The sequence below is a fragment of the Virgibacillus salexigens genome (assembly GCF_000723585.1).
Classification (GTDB): domain Bacteria; phylum Bacillota; class Bacilli; order Bacillales; family Amphibacillaceae; genus Virgibacillus; species Virgibacillus salexigens.
Genome location: NZ_CCDP010000001.1, coordinates 822,531 through 846,100 on the forward strand (window position 1 = coordinate 822,531; position 23,570 = coordinate 846,100).

Below are 23,570 nucleotides of genomic sequence, written 5' to 3' on the forward strand. Positions count from 1 at the left end.
GTGTCAGCAGTTGTACCTACATTCCGAAGCGTTATAGTAGCACCACTAGGAATTGTCAAAATAGCAGATCCTACTATTAACCTTGTTGTATTATTTGATCCACCAGCTTGCCCATAAATGGTAGAACTTTGAACGGTACCATTTAAAAAAGTTGCATAAGCTACAGCATTATTTGATCCTGAAAGTAATACCGTAATTTCATATGAAATTTTATACGTTCCACTGTTTGCAACAGTAATAGCTGCAGTTCCTGGAGTATGGGCAATTCCGCCAGCTAACGGACCACTTGTACTGAATACAACGCTACCGCCAGAAGCTACCGTTTGAGATCCGGTATTATAAACATAACCATAACTTGTAGAGAAAGTGCCGGTAGGACCTGTAGATCCAGTACTTCCGGTAGCGCCAGTAGGCCCAGTAACACCAGCGGGTCCCGTTGCACCGGTCGGCCCGGTCTCGCCGGTAGTTCCAGTACCGCCAGTGGACCCTGTTGATCCAGTAGGTCCAGTATCCCCAGTAGGCCCCGTTGAGCCAGCAGGTCCGGTCTCGCCGGTAGGTCCAGTAACACCAGTAGGCCCTGTTACACCGGTCGGTCCGGTAGCACCGGTCGGCCCTGTGTCGCCAGCGGGTCCCGTTGCGCCGGTGGTACCAGTCTCGCCAGTAGGTCCCGTTGCGCCAATAGATCCAGTCGCACCGGTCTCGCCCGTAGCTCCGATTGCACCAGTAGGCCCAGTAACACCAGCGGGTCCCGTTGCACCGGTAGGTCCGGTCTCGCCGGTAGTTCCAGTACCGCCAGTGGGACCAGTTGAGCCAACAGGTCCGGTAGCACCTGTGGATCCAGTAGCACCGGTGGTTCCGGTTGTACCGGTAGGTCCAGTACCGCCAGCGGACCCTGTGTCGCCAGTAGGTCCAGTAGCGCCAGTGGGACCCGTTGCACCAGTAGGCCCTGTTACGCCGGTAGGTCCGGTCTCGCCCGTAGATCCAGTCGCACCAGTGGCACCGGTCTCGCCCGTAGCACCAGTAACACCGGTGGGCCCTGTGTCGCCAGCGGGCCCTGTTACGCCGGTAGGTCCAGTTGAGCCAATAGATCCAGTCGCACCAGTGGCACCGGTCTCGCCCGGTAGCACCTGTGAATCCAGTAGCACCTGTGGTTCCGGTTGTACCGGTAGTTCCAGTACCGCCAGTGGACCCTGTTGCGCCAGTAGGCCCAGTTACGCCGGTAGGTCCAGTTGAGCCAATAGATCCAGTCGCACCAGTGGCACCGGTCTCGCCAGTAGTGCCAGTGGTTCCCGTCGGACCAGTAGCTCCGGTAGCACCGGTCGGCCCCGTCGGACCAGTAGCTCCTATGGGATCAATAATTGGCTCAATGATATCTTCGATCGGCTCTACTATAACCCTAAATAGTAGTTCTAGTAACAACTCAATAAGATTCGTGTTTAATTGCCTATATAAATTTTTGGTTTCTTCATAAGCCTCCTTATTTTTTCTCCGTACCAATAAAACCACACATCCTTCATTCTTAAATCCTTTAAACATAAACTATTCATTTATAAAAGGTAAAGTGTGGACAGAGAAACAGAGTTTGAAATATATTATAAAAAATCGAAAAGAAATAAGAAAAGATACATATACAGTAGCTGAGTTATCCGAAGATGATGATTGGTTCAAGCAGTTGTTAAGAAATTAAGACCTTATAACAGGATAACAATAGTGTTTAAAGAAAGAAGGCGACGAGTTACATACCTCGTCGCTTTTTCTAAATCTATGAATACATCATTTGTTCAATCTTTTGATATAAAGTGGGGTGGGTTTTAGTAAGCTTGGCAGGTTTCCAATTCTTATTCACCCACATATGTGTAGTGGAGCCTTTGGTTAATAATTTGCCATAAGGTTCGTTTACCATACTTACTTTATTGTTTTGCATGGAAGTAAATTCTACTTCCGTTATTTTTCTAGCTTCATAGTCAAATTCCATACGGATCGGTGAGAAATTGGCTAATTTGCTGAAAATAACCACGGGCTCATCAAAATGAGCAGATTGTTTATAAGATGCTTGTACATCAACGACAGGGAGCAGCAGCCCAATTGCCTCCATATCATGATAGGAGATGTCAAAATAGCGCATCCACTCGGTTCTGCCAACTTCAAACCAAGTAATATAATTACCATGATGTACGACTCCCATCTGATCCGTATCTTTGTATTGTACACGCATGCTATGCTGATGCCATTGTGTCGTCATAACTTCTACTCCTTTTTCCTACTTGCTATTATATTACAATTGCTGCAACTTTTCTTTCGCAATATCCTGCAGTTTGAATTTTTGAACCTTGCCGGTACTGGTTAATGGCCAATCATCCGTGGTTATAAACCATACATGTCGAGGGATTTTAAATCGAGCTAATTTCTCCGAACACCAGTGAATGACCTCTTTTCTGGTCATAGATTCTCCATCATTTAACTCAATAAAGGCACCGCCAATTTCAGTGGTAAGTTTATCGGGTACACCAATCACACTTACTTGTGCCACCACCGGATGTTCTGAAATAACGGTTTCTACTTCTCTTGGTGATACTAATTCCCCTGAAACTTTATACATTTCTTTACTTCGTCCAAGTAATTGAATGTAACCAAGTTCATCAATTCTCCCGACATCCCCTGTACGTAGCCAGCCGTCCTTATCAATCGTCTTTGCAGTTTCTTCTGGTTTCTTATAATAACCATGTGTTACAGTTACTCCTCTCACAGCAAGTTCACCAACTGAACCTTTGTTTAAAGCTGTACCTGTTTCTGGATCAATGGTTTTGTATTCTACAGCATGGTAATTGAATTCTGGCATGCCGCTAATACCTGCTAACTTCGGTCTGCCTACCCTTGTAGAAATGCGTTCTAATGGATCACCAATTTCTGTTGTTACTCCAGAGGATGCTACTTCTGTCTGGCCATATCCTGTAATGATTTCAGTGAGTCCAAGGGTGTCCACAGCGCGCTGCCATACCGGGATAGGGGATGGAGCTGCACCACACCACATGGCAAATAAGTGTGATAAATCAAATTCATGAACTTTGGGATGATTTAATAACGGTACAAGTGTAGAAGGAACACATAGATAGTCATTTACCTGGTATTTCTCCATCAATTCTAATGAACGGAGTGGAGAAGCACCCAAGGCAGAAACGAAAGATCCCCCAACAAAGGACATCGCTAACATTGCTTCGATAATAGCAAAGCAATGGTAAAAAGGTAAGGGGGCAAAGGTAATCCGCTCTTTTTCTATTGCTCGACTAATACAAGTTCCATAAGCACATCGAAGTAGCATATCATGGGTAAGCATAACACCCTTTGGTCTCCCCGTTGACCCAGATGTATACATGATAATTGCTACTTCATCTGGATAATCCGAAGCATCCCATACGTTCATCACTCGTTCATATGGAATGTTTTCAGCACCTTGTACAAATCTCTCCCAAGAAATAAAATGGGAATCCATTTTTATTTTGTTTTCTGTTGGGATTAAGATAACTTGTTCAAGCTGCCTATTTTGCTGGAATTCATCCGATTGCAGTAATTCAGACACTGCTTTCCCATGCTGTTTTTCTTTTACAGACTCATGGATAAAGAGAAATTGACTGTCTGACTGCGATAGAATATACCCCAATTCATTTTTGGAAAGCATTGCATTAATTGGGATAAATACTGCTCCAAGCATGGAAGCAGCAATTAACAATGATGGATAGGTTGCATCATTATCCATTACTGTAGCGATGTGATCTCTTCGCTTTACTCCTAATTGGACCAATGCTTTTGCATATATAAGCGCTTGATCCCAAATGGTTTGATAGGTGTAGGTTTCCCCATGAATGTATAGATACGGTAATGTCCCATATTGATCAACCGCCTTGGAAAAGTGACGGGAAATCGTATTTCTTGGCCACGCTGGATAGCTGGATTCTAGTTCTTTTCTTCTTTCTGCAGCGGTTGGAAATGGAAGTTCAGGTTTGCTCTGGTACATGTTGATCTTCTCCTTTCGATGGTTTCTTCCCTAGTAGACTTTTTTAAATGCGAGCACGGCGTTATGACCACCGAATCCAAAGCCATTTGATAAGGCATAAGGAATAGCCCCTGCCGTAGCTTGATTAGCGACATAGTCTAAGTCAAGTTTAGGGTCTGGATTTTCCAAGTTGGTGGTAGGCAAAAAGATGTTTTCCTGCATACTTTTGATGGTAAGAATGGCTTCGACTGCGCCAGCGGCACCAAATAAATGACCGAGCATGGACTTGGTTGAACTAACTTTTAATTGTTTATAGGCATGCTTGCCAAATATGTGCTTGATTGCTTTTGTTTCTGAGACGTCACCTGTTGGCGTACTTGTTCCGTGGGCGTTTATATAAGCAATATCTTCTTTGTTAATACCTGCGCGTTCAATCGCTAATTGCATGGCTTTTGCTGCTCCTCGATAATCTGGAGCGGTGATATGGTAGGCATCTGTCGTGTTTCCGTAACCGACGATTTCACCGAGTATCACAGCATCGCGTTGTTTCGCATGTTCGTATTCCTCTAAGAATAGTATCCCTGCACCTTCTGACATGACAAAACCATCACGGTCCTGGTCAAATGGTCGGGAAGCTTTTTCAGGCCTCTCGTTTTGTGTGGACATGGCACGCATCTTAGAAAAACCAGCGATATAGAGTGGCGTAATCGTTGCCTCTGTACCACCAGCTAAAATGACATCGGAATAGCCGTGAGCAATATTTGTATAGGCTTCGCCGATGGCATGGTTACTTGTAGCACATGCGGAAACAGCGGCATAACTTGGTCCGCGGAAACCTGTCTGAATAGCTATGTAGCCGCTCGCCATATTATGGATCATTGCTGGGATAAGAAAAGGGGATACTCTTCTTTTTCCTTTTTCTAACATGGTCTGATGATTATCTAAGACGGTTTGTAAGCCGCCTGTTCCAGAACCAATATAGACACCTGCTCGATCTTTATCTAACGTTTCAAAATCGACATTCGCTTGCTCTAATGCTTGGATTGCTGCACTATAGGCGAACTGGGTAAATCGATCATATTTTTTCTGTTCTTTTGGCTCCATATATTGATCGATTGCTAAATCATCTACATACCCGGCAATTCTAGTAGAAATATCTTGAAACTCAGCTGCTTTTAATGTCTTGATGCCAGACTTTCCGTTTTTTGTACGTTTCCATAGTGTATTAACATCATTACCTAATGGTGAGACGACCCCCATACCAGTTACTACTACTCTGCGTTTCATATAATACTCCTTTCGATTATAGATGAATGCTGTTTGATTCCCAGTTATCCATATACGTAATTTATAGCCCAAACTTTCTGAAGGCAACAAGTAATCCCTATTCGTTAATTATCGTTATCTATTCCAAAATCATAACGTTTCCTATATAAAGAATGTTTTATATAAACTACCATTAGGATGATTTTTCTAAAAGTGTATCTTGGTTCGAAAAAACCCATCTGAATCTACCATTTTATCAAGCTAGCGATTTTTTAAAGTATATCATTATTGATGTCTAGATTTCATCCTCCTAGGAAGTGTTTCCTTCGATAGTTTCGGTACTCAGATTGATCTACAGTCATGATAGAACATGACAAAATTGTAATTTTTTATATGAAGGTTGAAAGAATAATCGATTTTCGTCTATGTGATTTCCCATCATAATAAAGTTATTGTCAGATTAGACGGGAATCTAGCATAGATGATGCTGATCATACACTACTAGCTTCTTTTCTAATAATCTAGGAAAGGTGGGTTTGTATTGAAACAATTCCGTATCGTATGCATAGCTATCAGCTTAACTTTACTGACTGCCTGTGGGTCAGAGATTCAAACAATTGGTTCGAGTGAATATTATGTGAAAATCTCAAATAAAGGTGAGAAGTATACGGAGCAAGAACATACTAGATACAAGTATCAACTGAAAGGTTTTAATGAAGAGGGCAACGATGAAAAACTCACCTTTACGAGTAATCATCGTTTAACAAGAGAAGCCTATTTACGGGTCTATTTCAAAAAAGGTGAAGTTATCACATATGAAGAGGTTGAACGTGATGACATTCCAAAAAAGCCTCAACAGTTGTTGGGCGTCGGTAACGATTCCTAAGAAAGTACGTTTAAATTCATCGAGAGGTGATTCATATGAAGGCAGAAAAACTTTTATCATCTTTATGTTATTTTAGTATCTTCTTTGCGCCATTTTTATTTCCAATTATTATATACGTTTTAACATATGGAATTGTTAGACACCATGCAGGAAAATCATTATGGATACACTTGGTTCCTTATCTATCTTTCTTTATTGGTATAGGGGTTTTGGTATTGAATGGTGGGAACCAAATGTCATCGTTGATCATCATTTGTATTTTCACCGTGATTGGGGTCTATTATCTTATTTTGAACTTTGTAAGAGGAATAAAGGTATTAATAGTGAATTAACTGAGGAATTACAATGAAATAGCCCTCGAGTGGAGTACCATGTCATCATATCAATAATGATATATTTTCATATTACTCCTTTCAAGGACCCTATCAATTAATCCTGTTCTAGTTTGCTGGGAAAGTTTGAAAAATAGTTCAGTTGTTTGATCAATTTCCCCTTAAATATAAATATTCTAATAGGATGCGTTTCTTTCATGAAATGGAAAGGGATTTATCCTGAAGATAAACCAATACGTCTAGAAGACATAAAAAAAGCCTTAGCATCTTTTAAACAAAGCTAAAGCTTTAGATATATTATATACAATTAGTTTAATAAGCACTCCATCCAGCATCGGCAGCTAAAGCTACTCCATTAATATAGGCTGATTCTTCAGAGGCTAAAAATAGAGCAATATTTGCTATATCTTGTACTTGTCCAGCTTTAGGCATTAGGTTTACCCCGCGGGTAGCTATTTCCAGACCAAATGGATCAACATTGGTCATCCGTGCGGAAAACTCAGTTTCCACTTGTGCAGGGGCAATGGCGTTACAACGAATATGCTCTGGTCCATACTGTGATGCCACGTTTTTCGTCATGCCAACAACTGCGTGTTTGGATGCGGTATAAGCAAGTCCACCACGACCTCCAGTCAGTCCTGTAATGGAAGCCATATTAACAATGGTACCGCCTCCATTTTTGATAAATATAGGAATAATTGCACGTAAGGTATGCATCACCCCATTCACGTTTACATTCATGACACGTTCCCATGTTGCATCTTCTACATGAGCAGCAGCCTGCATATTGTCACCAACCCCAGCGTTGTTTACCAGGATATCAATCCTGCCAAAAGCTTCAACAGTATCATCAATCATTGCTTGAACCTCACTAGCTTCTGCAACATTCACTTTGACGCCTAGAGCATCATAACCTTGTTCTTGAAGTGCATTGACAGTTGTTTGCAGTGCTTTTTCATCAAAATCAGCAATAACCACTTTCGCGCCCTCTTGGGCATACGTACGGGCAATTTGCTTTCCAATACCGGCGCCACTTCCTGTAATAATTGCTATTTTATCTTCTAAGCGTTTCATGGGAATCACCTTTCTTTTTAAAATATCGGGATATTTTTACTATAAATCACCTCATGATAGAACACAACTATTTTAATGATAGTATAACTATCATTAAATATACAGAGGAGTAAAGCATCTTGTTGTTGAAAGTATTCTAGAGTTGAAGGAAGTTGAAGGATGGGTAACTGATGGCAGGAACTTATTAATCCAGTATCCTTATGTGAAGCATTTGGAAGTCTAAATGAAGCAAGTATTGGTTGGGCTAGACAGCCAATTATGGATTGCAACTTATTCGGAAATATTGTCGTAGCTGATAATGGAGAGAAATTCGAATTCACCAATTATAGGACTGGCTGAAGATCACCAAGCAAAATGGTGGCTAAATAGAAGGTGGTTTACGCGGGTTTTCTGGAATAGCTATAGTGAGAATTACATAGAGAAATATTGATGCCGGTGTAAATAGGAAGAGGAGTCGTGTGAAAAAGGAAGAAACCCTGTGATTTCAGCAATCCCACCGCATACACCTGTGATCGATTTATCTGGGGATGATCGCAACTTTTTCATTTGTAAGTACTCCTTAAACATAAAAATTTACAAACCACCGTCCGCCAAGTTATTAGATTTGGCATAACATTTCTATAAACCATTGTAAAAAATCTAATATGAAAGCCTTAGCCCATATATAGAGCTAAGGCTTATTTAATTGATTAATAGAAGCGTTTATAACTATCGAAGTGTTTGCTCCAATAAGGGTTACTTAAACTACTTATTTGTACACCACTTGATCCGGCATGGATGAATTGATTATTTCCTAAGTAGATACCTAGATGTGAGATTCCTGGACGATAGGTACCTGCGAAGAAGACGAGGTCACCTACTTTAGGTTTACTTACATGATAAGATCGGTTATAGTAACCATCGCTTGAAGTTCGACTTATGCTCATTCCAGCTTTTTTATAGACATAATAGATAAACCCACTACAGTCGAAGCCAGATGGAGAGGAACCGCCCCATACATAACCTACGCCTTCATAACTTTTAGCCGTTTGAATAAGTTTATCGACATTATAGCTAACATTAGAAGGCTTTTCACTAGAGCTACCGCCTGATCCCGAACTTGAACTAGATCCTGAACTACTACCGATACTTAGTTTTTGGCCAATTAGAATTAAATCAGATGATAGGTTATTCCATTTTTTCAAATTAGCAACTGTCACACCATGTTTCCCTGCAATCACGGATAAGGAATCCCCAGATTTAACCACATAGGTTTTCGAAGCGCTGTTACCAGAACCTGATGAACCGGATCCTGAATTAGAGCTTGAATTATTTGAGCTATTCGAACTTGATCCGTTCTTACTTACAACAAACACATTTCCTGGGTAAATTAACGTGGAGTTTAAATTATTCCATTTCATTAAGTTACTTAAGGAGATATTATGTTTGGATGCAATTCCGCTTAACGTGTCCCCACGCTTTACGGTATATGTACTAGAAGAATTACTAGAGTTATTATTAGAAGAATTCGAAGAGCCTGAGTTAGAAGAAGACCCTTTTTTATCTGTCTCAATAATTTGGTTTGGGAAGATTAAGTCACTTGAGAGATGATTAATCGATTTTAATTGTGAAACACTCGTATTATACTTTTGTGCAATCGTCCATAACGAGTCACCACTTTTGACTTTATATGATGCAGCATCTGCTTCCTCAGCTGCAACAATCGATGCGGCAATTGCTGCTCCAGCAGTCACGGTCATAATTATCTTTTTATTCGCCAATGGTTGTTGCTCCCCTCTGTAATATAATTGTCAAAATGTGTTAGGAAATTAATTCCATTATAGCTTTTGTTACAAAAAAATGATAGATTTATAGGATATTTGTAATTGTTTTGTAATATAATGGGTGAAGACGGTGACTTTTCACCTAAAAAGTCGTATTCTTCGAACTTTTGGAATCGTAGGTTGGTATTGCAAGAATTAAGCTATGAGATTGGTACGGGTAATTAGACACCAGTTTATAATTTTAAAATTAATATTTTTATGTAATTTTGTTGTATTACCATTAAATTAAACGTAAGGGGAGACTTTGAAAAGGTGCAATTAGGAATGATAAACGTAATGCTGGTAGATGATCAACAACTATTTATAGACGGAGTAAAAGCACTTTTGAATAACGAAGAGGACTTACAAGTAGTTGCAACTGCAACAAATGGAAAGAATGGGATACTAAGATTTATAGAGCACCTACCAGATTTGGTGCTAGTTGATATCCATATGCCTCACACGGATGTCATTAAATTAATCGTGGAAATAAAAGAAAATCATCCAAATACGAAAATTTTTGTTCTTACAACATTTAACAGATGAAGATGCAATCATTTCCGCTATCTATGTGGGAGCAGATGGTTTCTTATTAAAAAAATTAAAGGGAGATCAATTTATTTCTTGCATTCGAGATGTAATCGAAAATGAAATCGTCTTCTCAGGAGAAGTGTCACGTATATTATCTAAACATATAATGGAAAGACAATTTAACAAACGAGAAATTCTGGAAAATTCATTGCAAAATAGCAGTCTTGAATTATCCAACCGGGAAATAGATATTGCTGTTTTAATGGTTGAAGGATTCTCAAATAAACATATTGCCCAACGATTATTTTTAAGTGAAGGTACCATAAAAAACTATATTAGTGGAATCTATCAAACCTTTGGAATCCATAATCGAAAGCAACTAATTTCTTGTTTTCGTCAACTATTGGATAAAAATTAGTAATTTAATCACGAATTATTACTTTTATTTCCAAAGGTCACTAAAAACATGACTGTGTGTTTAGTATGATGTACTTATTCATTAAAAACCTAGTTTCTAGGTCAAGAATGAAGGCCATAATATGATAAGAAATATTTCTATTTCCGCTAGTAAATATTTAGACGATATCATTAATCGCTTGCATTTAAACGGTGAGTTTAATCTCCAGGAATTAAAACGCAGGCCAAAGCGGAAACTGAAAAATTCAATAGCTTTACTAGATTTACAAGCACACGGTACAATGGAAGCCTTAACAAGAATATCAGGTTATGATACAAAGTAATTGTTTTTATCGAGCCTTCCGAAAAAAATGATCGGAGAGATTATCAAATATGGTGGGAACAGCTTAGTTTTTAAAACAGAACAAACCAAAATTAACATCGTAGATATATTACTTACTGTAAAAAAAGAGCAGTTTTTCTTATCAGATTCTTTGATAGGTCCCTTTTTCATGACTTAAACAGTCGGAAACAAAAAACAAACAACTCTTTGCAATGTATTTGGGCAAAGCTGGCTACTCCATGTCATATAAAGAGATTGCCAACCTAATACAAATCGAAGAGGGAACACAACGAAGGTGCATATTAGCAATATATATTTGGAAATTGGTAAAAAATGTCGCAAGGATGTTATTGATATACTACACTGGCGTAAAAATGGGGGGGTAGAGGAGCACAAGCGAAAGATGTTCTCATTGATAGTGCTGGTGCGATGTTTGATATAGGAATGTATGTAATTAATAGGCGTATTAAGGTTGCCCGCTGAGCCATGAGCTTAGTGGGTTTGTTTTATGAACGATACTAGATCATTACTTTCTCCCCTCACCAATTACAAAAATTAACCATCAACTCTATTTTCCCGTTAATCATTTTAAAAAATTCTCTACCTCTTTTTGGTAAATATCTAGCCTCAATAGAAGCGCATTTTGATAGATTTGTCTCGCATATTACTATTTGATCCCTTTCCAAACAATTTCCGTTTCTTTTTCAGTACAATTTTGCACATGCCCATGTGGTTCTTTTGGTCTTACCACGTAGATGCCTTCTTAGTATAATACAAGTATAGAACATGCTACTTATGAACTATTGATTAGGGGGATAATGATGGATCAACGTAGTATGGCTGTTTTAAATCAACTTTTGAAACAAGATGCATATATTACTGTTCAAGAACTGGCTGCATTGTTAAATGTGTCGCGCCGTACGATTTATAGTGACCTTGATAAAGTAAATGATTGGCTGCATGAATATCAGTTAGGAGAGATCAAGCAGGTAAGACGGCAAGGGTTATATCTAGAAACTGCGGTTAAAAAAGCAATCATTACGAAGTATCCTTTCTCAGGAATGACGTACTATGCGTATTCCCCTACGGAGAGAAGGGCATGGATTTATATTCATATTGTCGGTCAGAGTGAACCGTATTTTTTAGAGGATGTAAGAAAGCTCTTTCAAGTAAGTAGAAATACCGTTTTAGAAGATATTAAAAAACTGAAGAAGGAAATGAAGACATACCAATTAATTTTCTATTCAGATCGTAAGACAGGATATGCTATAGAGGGAAATGAAAACGATATCAGGAGGTTGTTGATTCATTTCTTAGCTATCGTCACTCCGAAAGAAGGATGGCACAGTTTCTTGTCTCTGGAGGAGACAGCGAACAAAGAAGATAACCAAATGATGGGACCATATTGTATATTCGATATTCCATTAATTCGGTTATTAAGTCAATCCTTACATGCATATGAGCAACGATTTATGGTTGAGTTTACCGATGAATTTTTGAATAATATCATCATTTGGTTTCATTTTTTCCTGAGGAGAATCGAGCAGCAATCATTTGTAGAAGTGGACGCAGTTGAAAAAGAAGTAATTAAAACGATGGATGAATACAAAGGAATACAGTCCTTATGTAATCATGTCGCTGATTCATTTGATATGACGATTCCAGAGAATGAAATATATTATTTCGCGAAGTATCTGCTCAGTGCAAAAGTGAATTACAATTTTAGAACATACTTAGAAAGCGAAGAAATGACCACTTTGCTTCATGTGGTGGAAAAGATGGCTGCTGATTTTCAACGCTATGCAGCAATTGAGTTTAAAGAGCCGGAACAAATGATTCAAAACTTGCTGCTTCATTTAAAACCAGCATTCTACCGAATTAAATATGGCATTGAACTAGAGAATGATTTAAGGGATTTGGTTAAGAAAAATTATTCGGAAGTATTTCATTTAACGAAAAAAGTAGTACATCATTTTGAAAATATAATCGGTCAACCAATGAATGAAAATGAAGTTGCTCTGATTACAATGCATTTTGGAGGATGGCTTCGTAAAGAGGGTGTAATGCTTGAACCGACTCGTAAAAGCATGCTTCTTGTTTGTACGAATGGGTTGGGTACTTCAAGACTATTAGAAAGCCAGCTTGAAGGACTATTTTCTGATGTAGAAACCATTGGGGTAACCTCATTAAGGGAATATGAAAAAATGGATTTGCATGTTGATTTTATTGTCTCAACTATTCCACTAATGGATAGGGACGTGCCAGTCTTTGTAGTGAATCCTGTATTAGATAATGAAGATAAAGAGCAGTTATTGAAAAAAGTAAACAGTTTGTTTGAACATTCCTCCAAAAACCAAGTTTATTCTGTTGAAACGGTGATGGATATTGTCCGAAGATACGCAGTAATTCAAGACAAGGAATCCTTATCCAAGGAGCTTCGAAGTTATTTTCATGCACCAATAAATGTAGAAAATGAAGTAAAGAAACCGGGCCTAGCCAAGCTTTTACCATCAGATAGAATTGTGCTTAAAAAGCGGGTGGATCATTGGGAAGATGCTATCAGAATTGCTGCTAAACCATTGTTGAAGCAAGGGTATATCCAAGAAAATTATGTCGTCGAGATGATCGAAAATGTTAAAAGGGTTGGTCCGTATATTGTGATATCTGATCATTTTGCTCTCCCCCATGCTAACCCAGAAGATGGAGTAATAAAAACAGGGATGAGTATGCTGCATTTGGAAGAAGCCACTGACATATTAGGAAAATCTGCAAACGTCCTGGTTGTTTTAGCTTCACGAGATAATGAACAGCATCTAAAAGCATTATCACAACTTACAAGACTATTTTCTAATAAAGAGATGAAGGAAAGTATGCTGAAGACAAAAGATAAACATCAACTAATCAAAATGATTCAATCATATTCAACGGAGATGAAATTACGCAAAGGGACAGGTGAGTGAATGCGATGAGGTTTTTAGAAGAAAGTATTGTGAAGGTTGGGGTGGAAGCAGCAAATGCAGAAGGTGCTATTGAAGCTGCTGGGGAGCTTTTATTAAAAGAAGGGTACATCGAAAAGTCATACATTGAAGCGATGAAGTATTCCTATAAGGAAAACGGACCTTATTTTGTACTAGCTCCAAGTATTGCGATTCCACATGCCAGACCCGAAGATGGAGTGAATGAAGCTTCTGTTTCACTGGTGCAATTAAAGGATCCAATTGTATTTGGTCACGCTTCGAACGATCCAGTTCGTCTTGTATTTGGTTTAGGTGCATCATCCAGTGAGGAGCATATCACCTTGCTTCGAAAATTAACGGGTCTTCTCAATGATCCGATGAATGTAGAAAAGTTAGCAACTGCAGGAACCTATGAAGAAATAAAAAAAATAGTGGAAATGGGGAGATCGTGATGAAAGTATTGACAGTTTGTGGATTAGGACAAGGTACGAGTTTAATTTTAAAAATGAATGTGGAGCAAGCGTTAGCAGACAAAGGGATTAGTGCAGAGGTGGAACATACCGATGTTTCTACAGCTTCAACAATGGAAGCCGATTATATAATAACGAGTAATGAACTAGCAGAAAGTCTGGTAGGTCATCGCGCTAAAGTTTTCATTGTAAATAACTACTTTGATATGGAAGAAATTAATAAGGCAATTGATGAGAACGTTGTGAGTTAAAACGATATAGGGGGGAACTCGAATGGATGTTATTTTTTGGATTGCGACGAATATTTTTGGACAAGCAGCAATTCTACTTGGATTTATCGTCCTTCTAGGGTTATTACTACAGAAAAAAAGCATGAGCCAGGTCATTAGCGGAACCTTCAAGGCAGTTATTGGGTTTCTAATCATTAGTGCAGGTTCAGGGGTAATTACAGATGCGCTGACGGTTTTTGAACCACTGTGGAAAGAAGTATTTAATTTATCCGCAGAACCACTGGGAGAATTCATGGGGCAAGAAACATTTAATGCTAAATATGGCAGTGCGGTTACATTAGCAATGACTCTAGGATTTGTTATTAACGTTTTATTAGCAAGGTTTACTAGATTTAAATATATCTATTTAACTGGTCATATGATGTTCTGGACAACCACCATCTTTGCAGGAATTGTGGTTCAAACTGCAGGTGATGTTTCATTTGGTAAGCTCGTTATCTTCCTAGCAGTATTTATGGGCTTATATTGGACCATTCAGCCTGCATTGACGCAGCCATTCATGCGGAAGATCATGGGGAATGACAATATTGCGCTGGGTCATACCTCGGCATCGGTATCTTTATTAAGTGCGCTGGCTGGTAAATATTTAGGCAATAAAGAAAATGATTCTGAAAAAATCAAGCTTCCGAAAGGCTTGGAATTTCTAAGAGATTCTAACGTTATTACAGCATTAACAATGGGACTATTATTTTTAATTGGTGCGATTATTATCTCCCTTAAAGATACACCAGGAGCGCAAGCGCTAGTGGAAGCTGCTGGAGATCAGAACTTCATCGTATATTCGATTATTCAGTCATTCACGTTTGCTGCTGGTATTGCTGTGGTGCTATTAGGTGTACGGATGTTCATTGGTGAAATGGTTCCAGCATTTAAAGGGATTGCAACCAAGATCGTACCTGGTGCGAAGCCAGCCTTAGATAGTCCAGTTGTATTTCCATTCGCACCAAATGCTGTCATTTTAGGATTTTTAGGCTCCTTTGTTGGGGCACTAATTTGGTTGATTGTTTTAGGAAATACAGTTAGTTATGTATTTGTGCCAACGATGATTGTACTGTTCTTCCATTCTGCAACTGCAGGCGTATTTGGGAATGCAACCGGTGGTGTAAGAGGTGCTGTTCTAGGTGGATTCATTACCTCCACTGTTGTTGCATGGGGGCAGTTTGTGATGGTGAAAATGCTTCTACCTGACACCGTACCAGATACAGCCATGTGGGCAGCAGATTCAGATATGTTCATTTTAGGCCCGATTATCCGGTTTTTATCGCAACTATTTTTCTAGGTTGGATCCATCAGCGGGGATATAGCATCCCCGTTTTCCAATTAATCTATTAAACTTACATCAGGAGTGATATATATGAGTTTCATTAGAACATTTCATGGTGATATAGCTCCATCAAAATTAGGTTTTACCTATTCACATGAACACATTGTCTGTCGCCCTCCATATTGGGTGGAACAAGAAAACGATGATTTGCTTTTAGATGATAAAGAAAAATCCAAGCAGGATGTGCTAGACTTCAAAAACTTCGGTGGACAAGCAATTGTTGATGCAACTGCAGTGGACTATGGACGTGATGTGCAAGCAGTGAAAGAGATCGCAGAGGAAACGGATGTCACCATTGTGGGTACCGCAGGCTTCAACAAGAGTTTCCTTTGGGACGCGCAAATCCCTGAACACGTAAAAAAAGTAACAGGTGACTATCATACGTATTATGAATGGATAGATGCAACATCTATCAATAAGCTGGCTGATTTTGTTATCTGCGAAATTGAAGAGGGGATGGAAGGTACGAATATACGTGGCGGCCAGGTGAAATTTGGTACAGGCTATAACCGAATAACCCCGTTAGAGGAAAAAACACTATGTGCAGTAGCTCGAGCACATCATGAAACAAAAGCGCCATTGCACTCTCATACAGAAGCGGGGACAATGGCTCTGGAACAAATTGAACTACTGAAAAGTGAAGGCGTACATTTAGAACATATTAGCTTCGGTCATATGGATCGTAATCCAGATCCTTACTACCATGAGAAAGTAGCACAAACTGGTGCACTACTTTCCTTTGATGGTATCTCAAAAATTAAGTATGCCCCAGAAAGCACAAGAATTCAATGTATTTTAGAACTGGTTAGAAAAGGGTATGAGGATCAATTATTGGTGAGTGGCGACACAGCAAGAAAATCCTACTACAAACATTATGATTACGGGTTAGGTTTGGAAAATATTATTGGCAAGTGGGTTCCACGTTTTATTGATGAAGCGAATCAGAATGGTTTTGATGGTCAACGATTAATCGAAAAGTTTTTCATCCATAACCCGGCACGTTGCTTTGCATTTAAAAAATAGATGTGAAGTTGCGAGAGTTTTTGTGTAGACATAATCATCGTTTTGGAATGTGAACCGTTCGGGGGTTATTTCGTTATAAACAATCATTGAAAAATTGGGGGCTTGAGGCATGGTGGAATTCCAAAATGAGAATTCATTTGAAATAAAAGAAAAAATGAATCAATCACAAATTGTTATATTACCAATCGGTGCAGTGGAGGCTCATGGTCCTCACTTACCGCTTGGTACGGATAATTTTCTGGCTGAGCGGTTATCCCAAAAATTGGCGGAACGTGTGAAGGCTTTTGTACTGCCGACATTACCTTATGGTCAAGTATGGAGCCTCCGCAACTTTCCGGGAAGTATTAATGTAAGCAACAATTCATTGATCTCCTTTCTCGTTGATATCGGTGAAAGTCTTTATAAACAAGGATTTCGAACATTTGCTATGGTGAATGGGCATTTAGGGAACCAAACAGCATTAAAAGAAGCGGCGCGGGTATTGTACGAATCCTGCCCGGAAATGCGTGTGTTTTATTTCTTTTATCCAGGCATGAACAAGGCGGCAGCTGAAGTCAGAGAGAACAGTTCAACCCATAACACTTACTTTCATGCCTGTGAAATCGAAACATCTTACATGCTGTACCTGGCTCCCGAATTCGTTGATATGGACAAGGCGCTTACGGATATTCCAAATATACCAATGCACGCTGATTCCACGCCTACACCTTGGGAGGAGTTTACCGAAACAGCTGTATTAGGAGATGCCAGCCTTGCGACAAAAGAAAAAGGGGAATATATTATCGAAACTGCCTTGGAGAATATGGTTAAGATAATCGAAGCATTCAAAGTGGAGGGGTTATAATGATTCAACAATACTTCAGTGAAATTACTAATTTACTAGCTATTGTCAAAAAAGAAGAACAGGAAGCATTAAATCATGCTGCTAAAAAAGTTGCCGATGTCATTCAAAATGGAAGTATTGTGCATTTATTTGGATGTGGACATTCGCATATCCTAACAGAAGAAGTTTATTATCGAGCAGGGGGATTAGTTCCAATACATCCTATTTTACATGAACCGCTAATGCTTCATGAAGGCGCTGTTCGTTCTTCTATGTTAGAGAGAAAAAATGATTATGCAAAGACATTTATGGAGGAACAGGATATTCGTAAAGGAGACCTTGTAATCGTTATCTCGACATCAGGAAGAAACCCTGTTCCAGTTGATGTGGCTGTTTTGGCTAAAAGCAAAGAGGCCTTTGTTATTGGAATTACCTCCATGGCATATTCATCTAGCCAACCATCACGCCATACAAGTGAACGGCATTTGTTTCATGTAGTGGATCTAGTAATTGATAACCATGCGCCGGTTGGGGATGCACTCTTATCACATGACAAAGTGGAGGTAAACTTTTCTCCTAGCTCCACTGTCATTGGTGCAACCATACTAAATGCCATTTTTGCTGAGTCTATCAAGCAAATGGCAGAAAACGATTATGATCCACCTGTTTTCTTAAGTGGAAATATTGAAGGTGCTGATCAGCATAATCGAATATTGATTGATACGTATAAGCAACGAATACAACTATAAAGGTACCGTTAATAAAATTTCGTAACGTTGATTTCTTTTTATGTATAACCCCCCGCGTGTCGGGGGTTCATTTTCTTATAAATGAGTCTCTATAAATGCTTGAATTAGGGAAATGGTCTTCTCATTCTCATCATTAAATACGCTGTGACTACTGTTTTCAAGTATGTGGAAGGTACTACCAGGGATTCGTTGATGTATTTCTTGACTTTCACTGACAGGGGTTACCCAGTCGTATCTTCCAGCAATAATTAGAGTTGGACAAGTGATGGTATGTAGATCATCTCTAACATCAAAGTTCTTTAAAAATCCACCGAAGCCCTTGTTGAGTGCTTGATATGACCGTTTCACAGACGGTCTGACTTGTTCTTGATTATCGCTTATTTTATGGGAATATAGTGAACTCATCGCTTGATAATATGCTTGTAATTCTTGCTCTGATTGGAAACCTCCTTCCCATAATATATTTGCGTAATATTTCTGTTCTTCATTTCCTTGTTCGTTTATGAATTGTTTTGCTTTCTTTATAAATTGATAAGATGGAGAAGTTGTTGCTAATATAAGGCCATTAAGTGAAGTGCCGTGTTGTAAAGCATATTGCATGGCCACCATCCCACCATAGGAATGGCCTAATATCCAGATGCTTTTGAGTCCAAGATATTCTCGTAATGCCTCGATATCAGCAACATTTTGTGTGAGTGTGTAGGTAGCATTGTCCTCTTCAGCTGAATAGCCACAGCCACGTTGGTCGATATAAACAAGTTGGACTTCTTTGGTTAATGCATCTAAATGTGGTTTGAAATTTAAATGGGATCCGCCAGGTCCACCGTGCAAGACAAATACGACAGGCTTTTCTTTGAACTGTCCGTTTTCTAGTGTTAATTGAGCTCCGTCTACATCGAAATAAAGGGTCGTATCGTTAATATTTGCATACATTTTAAGGCTCCTCTCCGATTTTCCGTTTTCTTGGAAGAATATATATAATTAATAATAGTACACCAATTAATAAGCCGATAAGTGTAATCACAATTAAGGTCGGCCATACGTTAACAAAATTCACGCCGACAAGGAAAGCAATGTACCCGACAAGAATAATTGATAAGAACACCATATCCTTCTTATTAATCGTCTTATAAATAAATTGTTTTCCTTTTTCGGTCTCCTCTGTAGAAATCAGGCTAGCTATGATTGTTCCAGCAAGTGAGAAAAGAATGCCGATGATGACAGGGTCGATCGTACTACTAATAATTTGACAATAAATCGTGGCACCAGCTCCAAGTAGTATCCCTGTTGTAGCCCCTTTGGTGTTCGCCCTGCTCCATAATAGCCCCAAGATGATTGGAATGAACGTTGCACCTGCAAATATTTTTTGTGTCAGTAACAATAATTCCATAATAGATGGTGTCCATAGGGCAGCAAAGGTGGATAGAACTCCAATCGTTACTAAGGTCCAACGTGTGATGGAAATGGTATGTTTTTCATTAATCGTTTTTCCTAACCGTTGCTTGTTTTTTTCATAAATATCTCTTGTTACATGAATGCCTGCACCAAGAAGATTCGAGTCGACGGTAGACATACAAGCTCCTAAGATACCCGTTACAATAATGATTCCTATCCATGGGTGAATGACTTCCATTGCTAGTACGGGGAAGATCGTTTCTGCATTACTGATATCAGGAATTAACGCCTTTCCAATCCCCCCGACAAGTGCTAATCCAAACGCCATAAATAATGCTACGAACCAAACCATCAGTAGACTAATACGCTGAATTGTTTTTACGTTTTTCGCCGAATAAACGCGTTGTATTTGCGTTTGACTGATTGTGTTTAAAGGAAGAAAAGTGATGGCCCATGTCATGATCATCATAAATGTTGCACTTTCTGTAAGGCTCATAAAGTTACCACCTAACACTGTTTGCATAACTTCACTACCAATTATGGTTGCGTTCATTAATGTGCTCTCAGGGGAGAGGGCCTGAAGTCCAAATACAATAACAAGGATTAATCCGATAACCATAATAATTGATTGGATCCAATCGGTTAATGCCACCCCCATAAGCCCTCCAAAAGCTGTATACGTAATTGTTACTACAGAAGTAATTAAAATGGCTAATGTCGTATCAATCCCTAAGATAGAATGAAGAATCACTCCTATCCCTAGTATACTTCCTCCTGCTCCGCCAACGAGTGCGACGAGCGAAAATAAGGTGGTAAGAATGGCAACCGAGCTCGAATAACGAAGTGCCATCAAGTCAGGTAGTGTGAAGACTTCAAAGTGCCGGGCTATTTGTCTGATTTTCCCTGATATAAAGAAAAGAACAAAATAGGCTGATCCTGCGGCAACTAATAGCCACATCATCGAAAAACCATCATGATAAACCATTCCACTAAATCCCATATATGTGTTCGCACCTACAACTGTGGAAAAGATTGTACTAAATAGTAATCCTGCATTCATCTTGCCGCCAGCAACGTAGAAGTCTGCTCTTGTTTCCTGTTTTTTAGCCACCAATACACCAACTAGAATCATCGCAATTAAATAGACAATTGGAATAATATAGTAACTGTACCAGACCATTTCGTTCCTCCTTATTTCAGAGTTCTAATCATTTCTATGATCGTCGTTAGAATTATATTACTTGCTTGATTGTAGGTAGAGATAATTGTAGTTAAATTTTATCTATTATTCTTAAATTATCTTACTTTTCTTATTTTCATGCTAAACTGATAGGAAGATGTAGTTATGAAGTGAAATTTACTAAAGCATAGGAGATGGATAGAGTGGATGTAAACATCGATAGAATAATGAATCACTTAGATGAAATCGGAAGAATCTCCAGTGGTACAAAAGGCTATACAAGATTGGCATATTCCGAAGAGGAAGATGCAGCTTTACAATGGTTAAAAACGAAGATGGGGGAAAATGGAATACCTACAAAACAGGATAGAGTGGGCAATGTATTTGGGAGAATTGGACAAGCAGACGCTCCTGCATTACTGATGGGTTCTCATTTGGATAGCGTCTTTGAAGGAGGTCTTTATGACGGGGCGCTTGGTGTCGTATTAGGTTTAGAATGTTTATTAAGAATAAAGGAAATGGGAATCAACCTTAACAATCCGATAGAATTAGTTGCATTTCGTGGTGAAGAAGCAAATGTACTCGGAGGAACGTTTGGAAGCAGGGCATTCGCGGGTTTAATAGAAGAAAGTGAAGCTATAAAAGAAAAATTAGAAGGACTATCATTTGATTGGCAGGATGTTGAATCAGTAAGAAACAGAAAAAAATACCTTTCTTATATGGAATTACATATTGAGCAAGGTTCGGTATTAGAAGCTAATGAAAAACAGATCGGTGTCGTTACTTCTATTGCAGGCATTATTCGTTTTCATGTCACCGTAAAAGGAAAAAGCAGCCATTCTGGAACGACTCCGATGGACATGAGAAGAGACGCTTTATTGTATGCTTCGAAGATTATCCAAGAAGTAAACCAGATTGTCTGCAGATTTGGCGGGGACAACGTGGCTACAGTGGGGGAATTAGATGTTCATCCAAATCAAGCAAACGTAGTACCAGGCCTTGTGAATCTTACAGTAGAAATAAGAGGCAGCAAATTAAATGAAATGAAAATGATCGAAGAGGAGATAAAAGCTTATATAAGAAAGCACTTTGAAGCAGAAACGAGGCAGCTTATTGAGAAAGCGCCGAGTGAACTTTCTCGAGATGTACAAAACAAGATAATCGAAGCCTGTAAAAACAATTTCGTTTCATTTATGTCTATACCTAGTGGCGCCAATCATGATGCAAATTCACTCGTGAATAATATGGAAGTGGGCATGGTTTTCGTACCAAGTAAAGATGGGCTGAGTCACCATCCAGAAGAATTCACCTCTGTAGAAGATATTAAAGTAGGATCAGAAATTATGTTAGAAGTGATAGCGAATTTATGTACTGACTAATGATTTGATATAAGTAAGAGACTGCGAGACTGTAAGCTATCTATATTACAGTATTTTTATTTGATGGTAAACAAAGTTTTTCTTTTAATATAAAATTATTTAAAATAGATAAATAAATTAAACTATTATTTCTTTTCTATAGGAGTGATTACAATGCCGTATAGTTATGTTTCGTATCTTGATTGCCCAAAATGTGGTGAGACGTATGATGTGAACACAGTCCAGCAGCTTTGTACATGTGGAGCACCACTTCTAGTAAATTATGATCTCGAACAACTAAAAGATAATCTAAAGCCAGATGAATTGAAGGATCGGGAGGATTCCTTATGGAGGTATCATGAACTGCTTCCAGTAGCGGATTGTAAGAATGTCATTTCGCTTGGCGAAGGGATGACCCCGCTTGTTGAAATGTCCAAGCTTGGAAGTGAGCTAGGGATAAAGAACTTCTATATGAAGGATGAAGGGATTATCCCAACTGGCTCGTTTAAAGCTAGGGGAGCGGCAGTTGGTGTGTCGAAAGCAAAAGAATTAGGTGTGACGGAGCTTGCGATGCCTACTAATGGGAATGCTGGTGCAGCATGGGCTTTGTATGCTGCTAGAGCCGGAATAAAGTCAACGATTGCGATGCCGATAGATGCCCCAGAAATTACTCGAAAGGAGACGGCTGTCTCAGGTGCTAATCTTTACTTAGTGGATGGTTTAATTAGTGATGCTGGAAAGATCATAGGGAAATATGTGAAAGATAACCAGTTATATGATGTATCTACATTGAAAGAGCCGTACCGAATAGAAGGTAAGAAAACGATGGGATTGGAAATAGCAGAACAGATGGACTGGGAAATTCCTGATGTCATTCTTTACCCGACTGGTGGTGGAGTAGGATTAATAGGTATTTATAAAGCATTAAATGAATTGAAAGAGTTAGGATGGATTAAAGGAAAGTTACCTCGATTAGTAGCAGTTCAAGCAGCAGGCTGTGCTCCGATTGTGAAGGCATGGAAGGAAAATAAAACAGAATCCGATTTTTGGCTGAACTCTCAAACAACTGCATTTGGAATAAATGTACCAAAAGCATTGGGTGATTTCTTAGTTTTGGAGGCTATTTATCAAACTGGCGGATGTGCGATCGCTGTAGAAGATGAAGCAATGCTGGAAGAGCAGGAGAAAATTTCCAGTATGGAGGGTGCTTTTGTGTGTCCCGAAGGTGCAGCAGCCTTTGCTGCTGTGCGTGACCTACGAAATAATGGTTGGTTTCATGATGAAGAGAGCGTCGTCGTTTTAAATACCGGAGCAGGAATAAAATATCCAAATACGGTACAGGTAGAGGTCCCAACGTTAAACAAGGAAGCGAAGATTTGA

22 protein-coding genes and 1 pseudogene are annotated in these 23,570 nt (G+C 39.2%); 14 read left to right on the forward strand and 9 right to left on the reverse strand.

What is annotated here, in order from left to right:
* Positions 1 to 368: 368 nt before the first annotated feature.
* From BN990_RS23680 to fabF, 4 genes and pseudogenes are all read right to left on the reverse strand, one after another.
* A pseudogene (locus BN990_RS23680) lies at positions 369 to 1,344 on the reverse strand (hypothetical protein); the annotation flags it as partial.
* Between the two features lie 418 nt (positions 1,345 to 1,762).
* Entirely contained in the window at positions 1,763 to 2,242 is a 480-nt protein-coding gene (locus tag BN990_RS03820; protein WP_021289593.1) for an acyl-CoA thioesterase, read from the reverse strand.
* 33 nt (positions 2,243 to 2,275) lie between these two features.
* Positions 2,276 to 4,012, reverse strand: coding sequence for a class I adenylate-forming enzyme family protein (locus tag BN990_RS03825; protein ID WP_038242502.1), 1,737 nt, complete (start codon positions 4,010 to 4,012; stop codon positions 2,276 to 2,278).
* A gap of 30 nt (positions 4,013 to 4,042) precedes the next feature.
* On the reverse strand, positions 4,043 to 5,278 hold the full coding sequence (gene fabF / locus BN990_RS03830; RefSeq protein WP_038242505.1) for a beta-ketoacyl-ACP synthase II: 1,236 nt from the start codon (positions 5,276 to 5,278) through the stop codon (positions 4,043 to 4,045).
* Positions 5,279 to 5,798: 520 nt separating this feature from the next.
* Here fabF and BN990_RS03835 point away from each other — a divergent pair.
* Both BN990_RS03835 and BN990_RS23575 read left to right on the forward strand, forming a co-directional pair.
* On the forward strand, positions 5,799 to 6,143 hold the full coding sequence (locus tag BN990_RS03835; RefSeq protein ID WP_021289590.1) for a YxeA family protein: 345 nt from the start codon (positions 5,799 to 5,801) through the stop codon (positions 6,141 to 6,143).
* A 35-nt stretch (positions 6,144 to 6,178) separates the two neighbouring features.
* A complete protein-coding gene (locus BN990_RS23575) occupies positions 6,179 to 6,475 on the forward strand; it encodes a DUF4870 domain-containing protein (protein WP_074436618.1) in 297 nt (98 codons plus the stop codon).
* A 312-nt stretch (positions 6,476 to 6,787) separates the two neighbouring features.
* Here BN990_RS23575 and BN990_RS03845 read toward each other — a convergent pair whose 3' ends face one another.
* The 3 genes from BN990_RS03845 to BN990_RS03850 all read right to left on the reverse strand — a co-directional run bounded on the left by BN990_RS03845 (position 6,788) and on the right by BN990_RS03850 (position 9,309).
* Complete coding sequence (locus BN990_RS03845) at positions 6,788 to 7,549, reverse strand: glucose 1-dehydrogenase (RefSeq protein ID WP_021289588.1); 762 nt, start codon at positions 7,547 to 7,549, stop codon at positions 6,788 to 6,790.
* 411 nt (positions 7,550 to 7,960) lie between these two features.
* Positions 7,961 to 8,095: a PspC domain-containing protein gene (locus tag BN990_RS22325; protein ID WP_232620869.1), complete on the reverse strand. Its 135-nt coding sequence runs from the start codon at positions 8,093 to 8,095 to the stop codon at positions 7,961 to 7,963.
* Between the two features lie 143 nt (positions 8,096 to 8,238).
* Positions 8,239 to 9,309: a C40 family peptidase gene (locus BN990_RS03850; RefSeq protein WP_051739009.1), complete on the reverse strand. Its 1,071-nt coding sequence runs from the start codon at positions 9,307 to 9,309 to the stop codon at positions 8,239 to 8,241.
* 327 nt (positions 9,310 to 9,636) lie between these two features.
* Between BN990_RS03850 and BN990_RS22205 the strand changes: the two genes are divergently transcribed.
* From BN990_RS22205 to BN990_RS03900, 10 genes are all read left to right on the forward strand, one after another.
* Positions 9,637 to 9,897 carry a response regulator gene (locus BN990_RS22205; RefSeq protein ID WP_148530678.1) on the forward strand — a complete coding sequence of 87 codons (261 nt, stop codon included), beginning with the start codon at positions 9,637 to 9,639 and terminating at the stop codon, positions 9,895 to 9,897.
* Positions 9,872 to 10,300, forward strand: coding sequence for a response regulator transcription factor (locus BN990_RS22210; protein ID WP_038242511.1), 429 nt, complete (start codon positions 9,872 to 9,874; stop codon positions 10,298 to 10,300). The genes BN990_RS22205 and BN990_RS22210 overlap by 26 nt, the downstream gene beginning before the upstream one ends.
* Before the next feature lie 121 nt (positions 10,301 to 10,421).
* Positions 10,422 to 10,622, forward strand: a complete 201-nt coding sequence (locus tag BN990_RS03865; RefSeq protein ID WP_021289584.1) for a hypothetical protein — start codon at positions 10,422 to 10,424, stop codon at positions 10,620 to 10,622.
* Positions 10,623 to 11,439: 817 nt separating this feature from the next.
* Positions 11,440 to 13,581, forward strand: coding sequence for a PRD domain-containing protein (locus BN990_RS03870; RefSeq protein ID WP_081856103.1), 2,142 nt, complete (start codon positions 11,440 to 11,442; stop codon positions 13,579 to 13,581).
* A gap of 5 nt (positions 13,582 to 13,586) precedes the next feature.
* Entirely contained in the window at positions 13,587 to 14,030 is a 444-nt protein-coding gene (locus BN990_RS03875) for a PTS sugar transporter subunit IIA (RefSeq protein ID WP_038242512.1), read from the forward strand.
* Entirely contained in the window at positions 14,030 to 14,299 is a 270-nt protein-coding gene (locus tag BN990_RS03880; RefSeq protein WP_038242513.1) for a PTS sugar transporter subunit IIB, read from the forward strand. The genes BN990_RS03875 and BN990_RS03880 overlap by 1 nt, the downstream gene beginning before the upstream one ends.
* 22 nt (positions 14,300 to 14,321) lie before the next feature.
* Complete coding sequence (locus tag BN990_RS03885; protein WP_021289580.1) at positions 14,322 to 15,617, forward strand: PTS ascorbate transporter subunit IIC; 1,296 nt, start codon at positions 14,322 to 14,324, stop codon at positions 15,615 to 15,617.
* 75 nt (positions 15,618 to 15,692) lie between these two features.
* The gene (locus tag BN990_RS03890; RefSeq protein WP_038242514.1) at positions 15,693 to 16,685 is read left to right on the forward strand and encodes a phosphotriesterase family protein; all 993 of its coding nucleotides are present in this window, start codon (positions 15,693 to 15,695) and stop codon (positions 16,683 to 16,685) included.
* A 112-nt stretch (positions 16,686 to 16,797) separates the two neighbouring features.
* Entirely contained in the window at positions 16,798 to 17,529 is a 732-nt protein-coding gene (locus BN990_RS03895; RefSeq protein ID WP_038244841.1) for a creatininase family protein, read from the forward strand.
* Entirely contained in the window at positions 17,529 to 18,257 is a 729-nt protein-coding gene (locus tag BN990_RS03900) for an SIS domain-containing protein (RefSeq protein ID WP_038242515.1), read from the forward strand. Before BN990_RS03895 ends, BN990_RS03900 begins: the two co-directional genes overlap by 1 nt.
* Positions 18,258 to 18,332: 75 nt before the next feature.
* On the opposite strand, the gene BN990_RS03905 is transcribed toward BN990_RS03900, so the two are convergent.
* Positions 18,333 to 19,190: an alpha/beta fold hydrolase gene (locus BN990_RS03905; protein ID WP_038242516.1), complete on the reverse strand. Its 858-nt coding sequence runs from the start codon at positions 19,188 to 19,190 to the stop codon at positions 18,333 to 18,335.
* Position 19,191: 1 nt separating this feature from the next.
* A complete protein-coding gene (locus BN990_RS03910; protein WP_038242517.1) occupies positions 19,192 to 20,832 on the reverse strand; it encodes a sodium:solute symporter family protein in 1,641 nt (546 codons plus the stop codon).
* Positions 20,833 to 21,035: 203 nt separating this feature from the next.
* Between BN990_RS03910 and BN990_RS03915 the strand changes: the two genes are divergently transcribed.
* Together BN990_RS03915 and BN990_RS03920 are read left to right on the forward strand one after the other, a co-directional pair.
* Positions 21,036 to 22,211 carry a Zn-dependent hydrolase gene (locus BN990_RS03915; protein ID WP_038242518.1) on the forward strand — a complete coding sequence of 392 codons (1,176 nt, stop codon included), beginning with the start codon at positions 21,036 to 21,038 and terminating at the stop codon, positions 22,209 to 22,211.
* A 153-nt stretch (positions 22,212 to 22,364) separates the two neighbouring features.
* Positions 22,365 to 23,570, forward strand: coding sequence for a threonine synthase (locus BN990_RS03920; protein ID WP_038242519.1), 1,206 nt, complete (start codon positions 22,365 to 22,367; stop codon positions 23,568 to 23,570).

What these genes read in the sequence shown, in the direction of transcription:
- BN990_RS03820 (WP_021289593.1), bottom strand. Translation starts at nt 2,242, where the DNA reads ATGACGACACAATGGCATCAGCATAGCATGCGTGTACAATACAAAGAT.
- BN990_RS03825 (WP_038242502.1), bottom strand. Translation starts at nt 4,012, where the DNA reads ATGTACCAGAGCAAACCTGAACTTCCATTTCCAACCGCTGCAGAAAGA.
- fabF (WP_038242505.1), bottom strand. Translation starts at nt 5,278, where the DNA reads ATGAAACGCAGAGTAGTAGTAACTGGTATGGGGGTCGTCTCACCATTA.
- BN990_RS23575 (WP_074436618.1), top strand. Translation starts at nt 6,179, where the DNA reads ATGAAGGCAGAAAAACTTTTATCATCTTTATGTTATTTTAGTATCTTC.
- BN990_RS03845 (WP_021289588.1), bottom strand. Translation starts at nt 7,549, where the DNA reads ATGAAACGCTTAGAAGATAAAATAGCAATTATTACAGGAAGTGGCGCC.
- BN990_RS22325 (WP_232620869.1), bottom strand. Translation starts at nt 8,095, where the DNA reads ATGAAAAAGTTGCGATCATCCCCAGATAAATCGATCACAGGTGTATGC.
- BN990_RS22205 (WP_148530678.1), top strand. Translation starts at nt 9,637, where the DNA reads ATGATAAACGTAATGCTGGTAGATGATCAACAACTATTTATAGACGGA.
- BN990_RS03865 (WP_021289584.1), top strand. Translation starts at nt 10,422, where the DNA reads ATGATAAGAAATATTTCTATTTCCGCTAGTAAATATTTAGACGATATC.
- BN990_RS03870 (WP_081856103.1), top strand. Translation starts at nt 11,440, where the DNA reads ATGATGGATCAACGTAGTATGGCTGTTTTAAATCAACTTTTGAAACAA.
- BN990_RS03875 (WP_038242512.1), top strand. Translation starts at nt 13,587, where the DNA reads ATGAGGTTTTTAGAAGAAAGTATTGTGAAGGTTGGGGTGGAAGCAGCA.
- BN990_RS03880 (WP_038242513.1), top strand. Translation starts at nt 14,030, where the DNA reads ATGAAAGTATTGACAGTTTGTGGATTAGGACAAGGTACGAGTTTAATT.
- BN990_RS03885 (WP_021289580.1), top strand. Translation starts at nt 14,322, where the DNA reads ATGGATGTTATTTTTTGGATTGCGACGAATATTTTTGGACAAGCAGCA.
- BN990_RS03890 (WP_038242514.1), top strand. Translation starts at nt 15,693, where the DNA reads ATGAGTTTCATTAGAACATTTCATGGTGATATAGCTCCATCAAAATTA.
- BN990_RS03900 (WP_038242515.1), top strand. Translation starts at nt 17,529, where the DNA reads ATGATTCAACAATACTTCAGTGAAATTACTAATTTACTAGCTATTGTC.
- BN990_RS03905 (WP_038242516.1), bottom strand. Translation starts at nt 19,190, where the DNA reads ATGTATGCAAATATTAACGATACGACCCTTTATTTCGATGTAGACGGA.
- BN990_RS03910 (WP_038242517.1), bottom strand. Translation starts at nt 20,832, where the DNA reads ATGGTCTGGTACAGTTACTATATTATTCCAATTGTCTATTTAATTGCG.
- BN990_RS03920 (WP_038242519.1), top strand. Translation starts at nt 22,365, where the DNA reads ATGCCGTATAGTTATGTTTCGTATCTTGATTGCCCAAAATGTGGTGAG.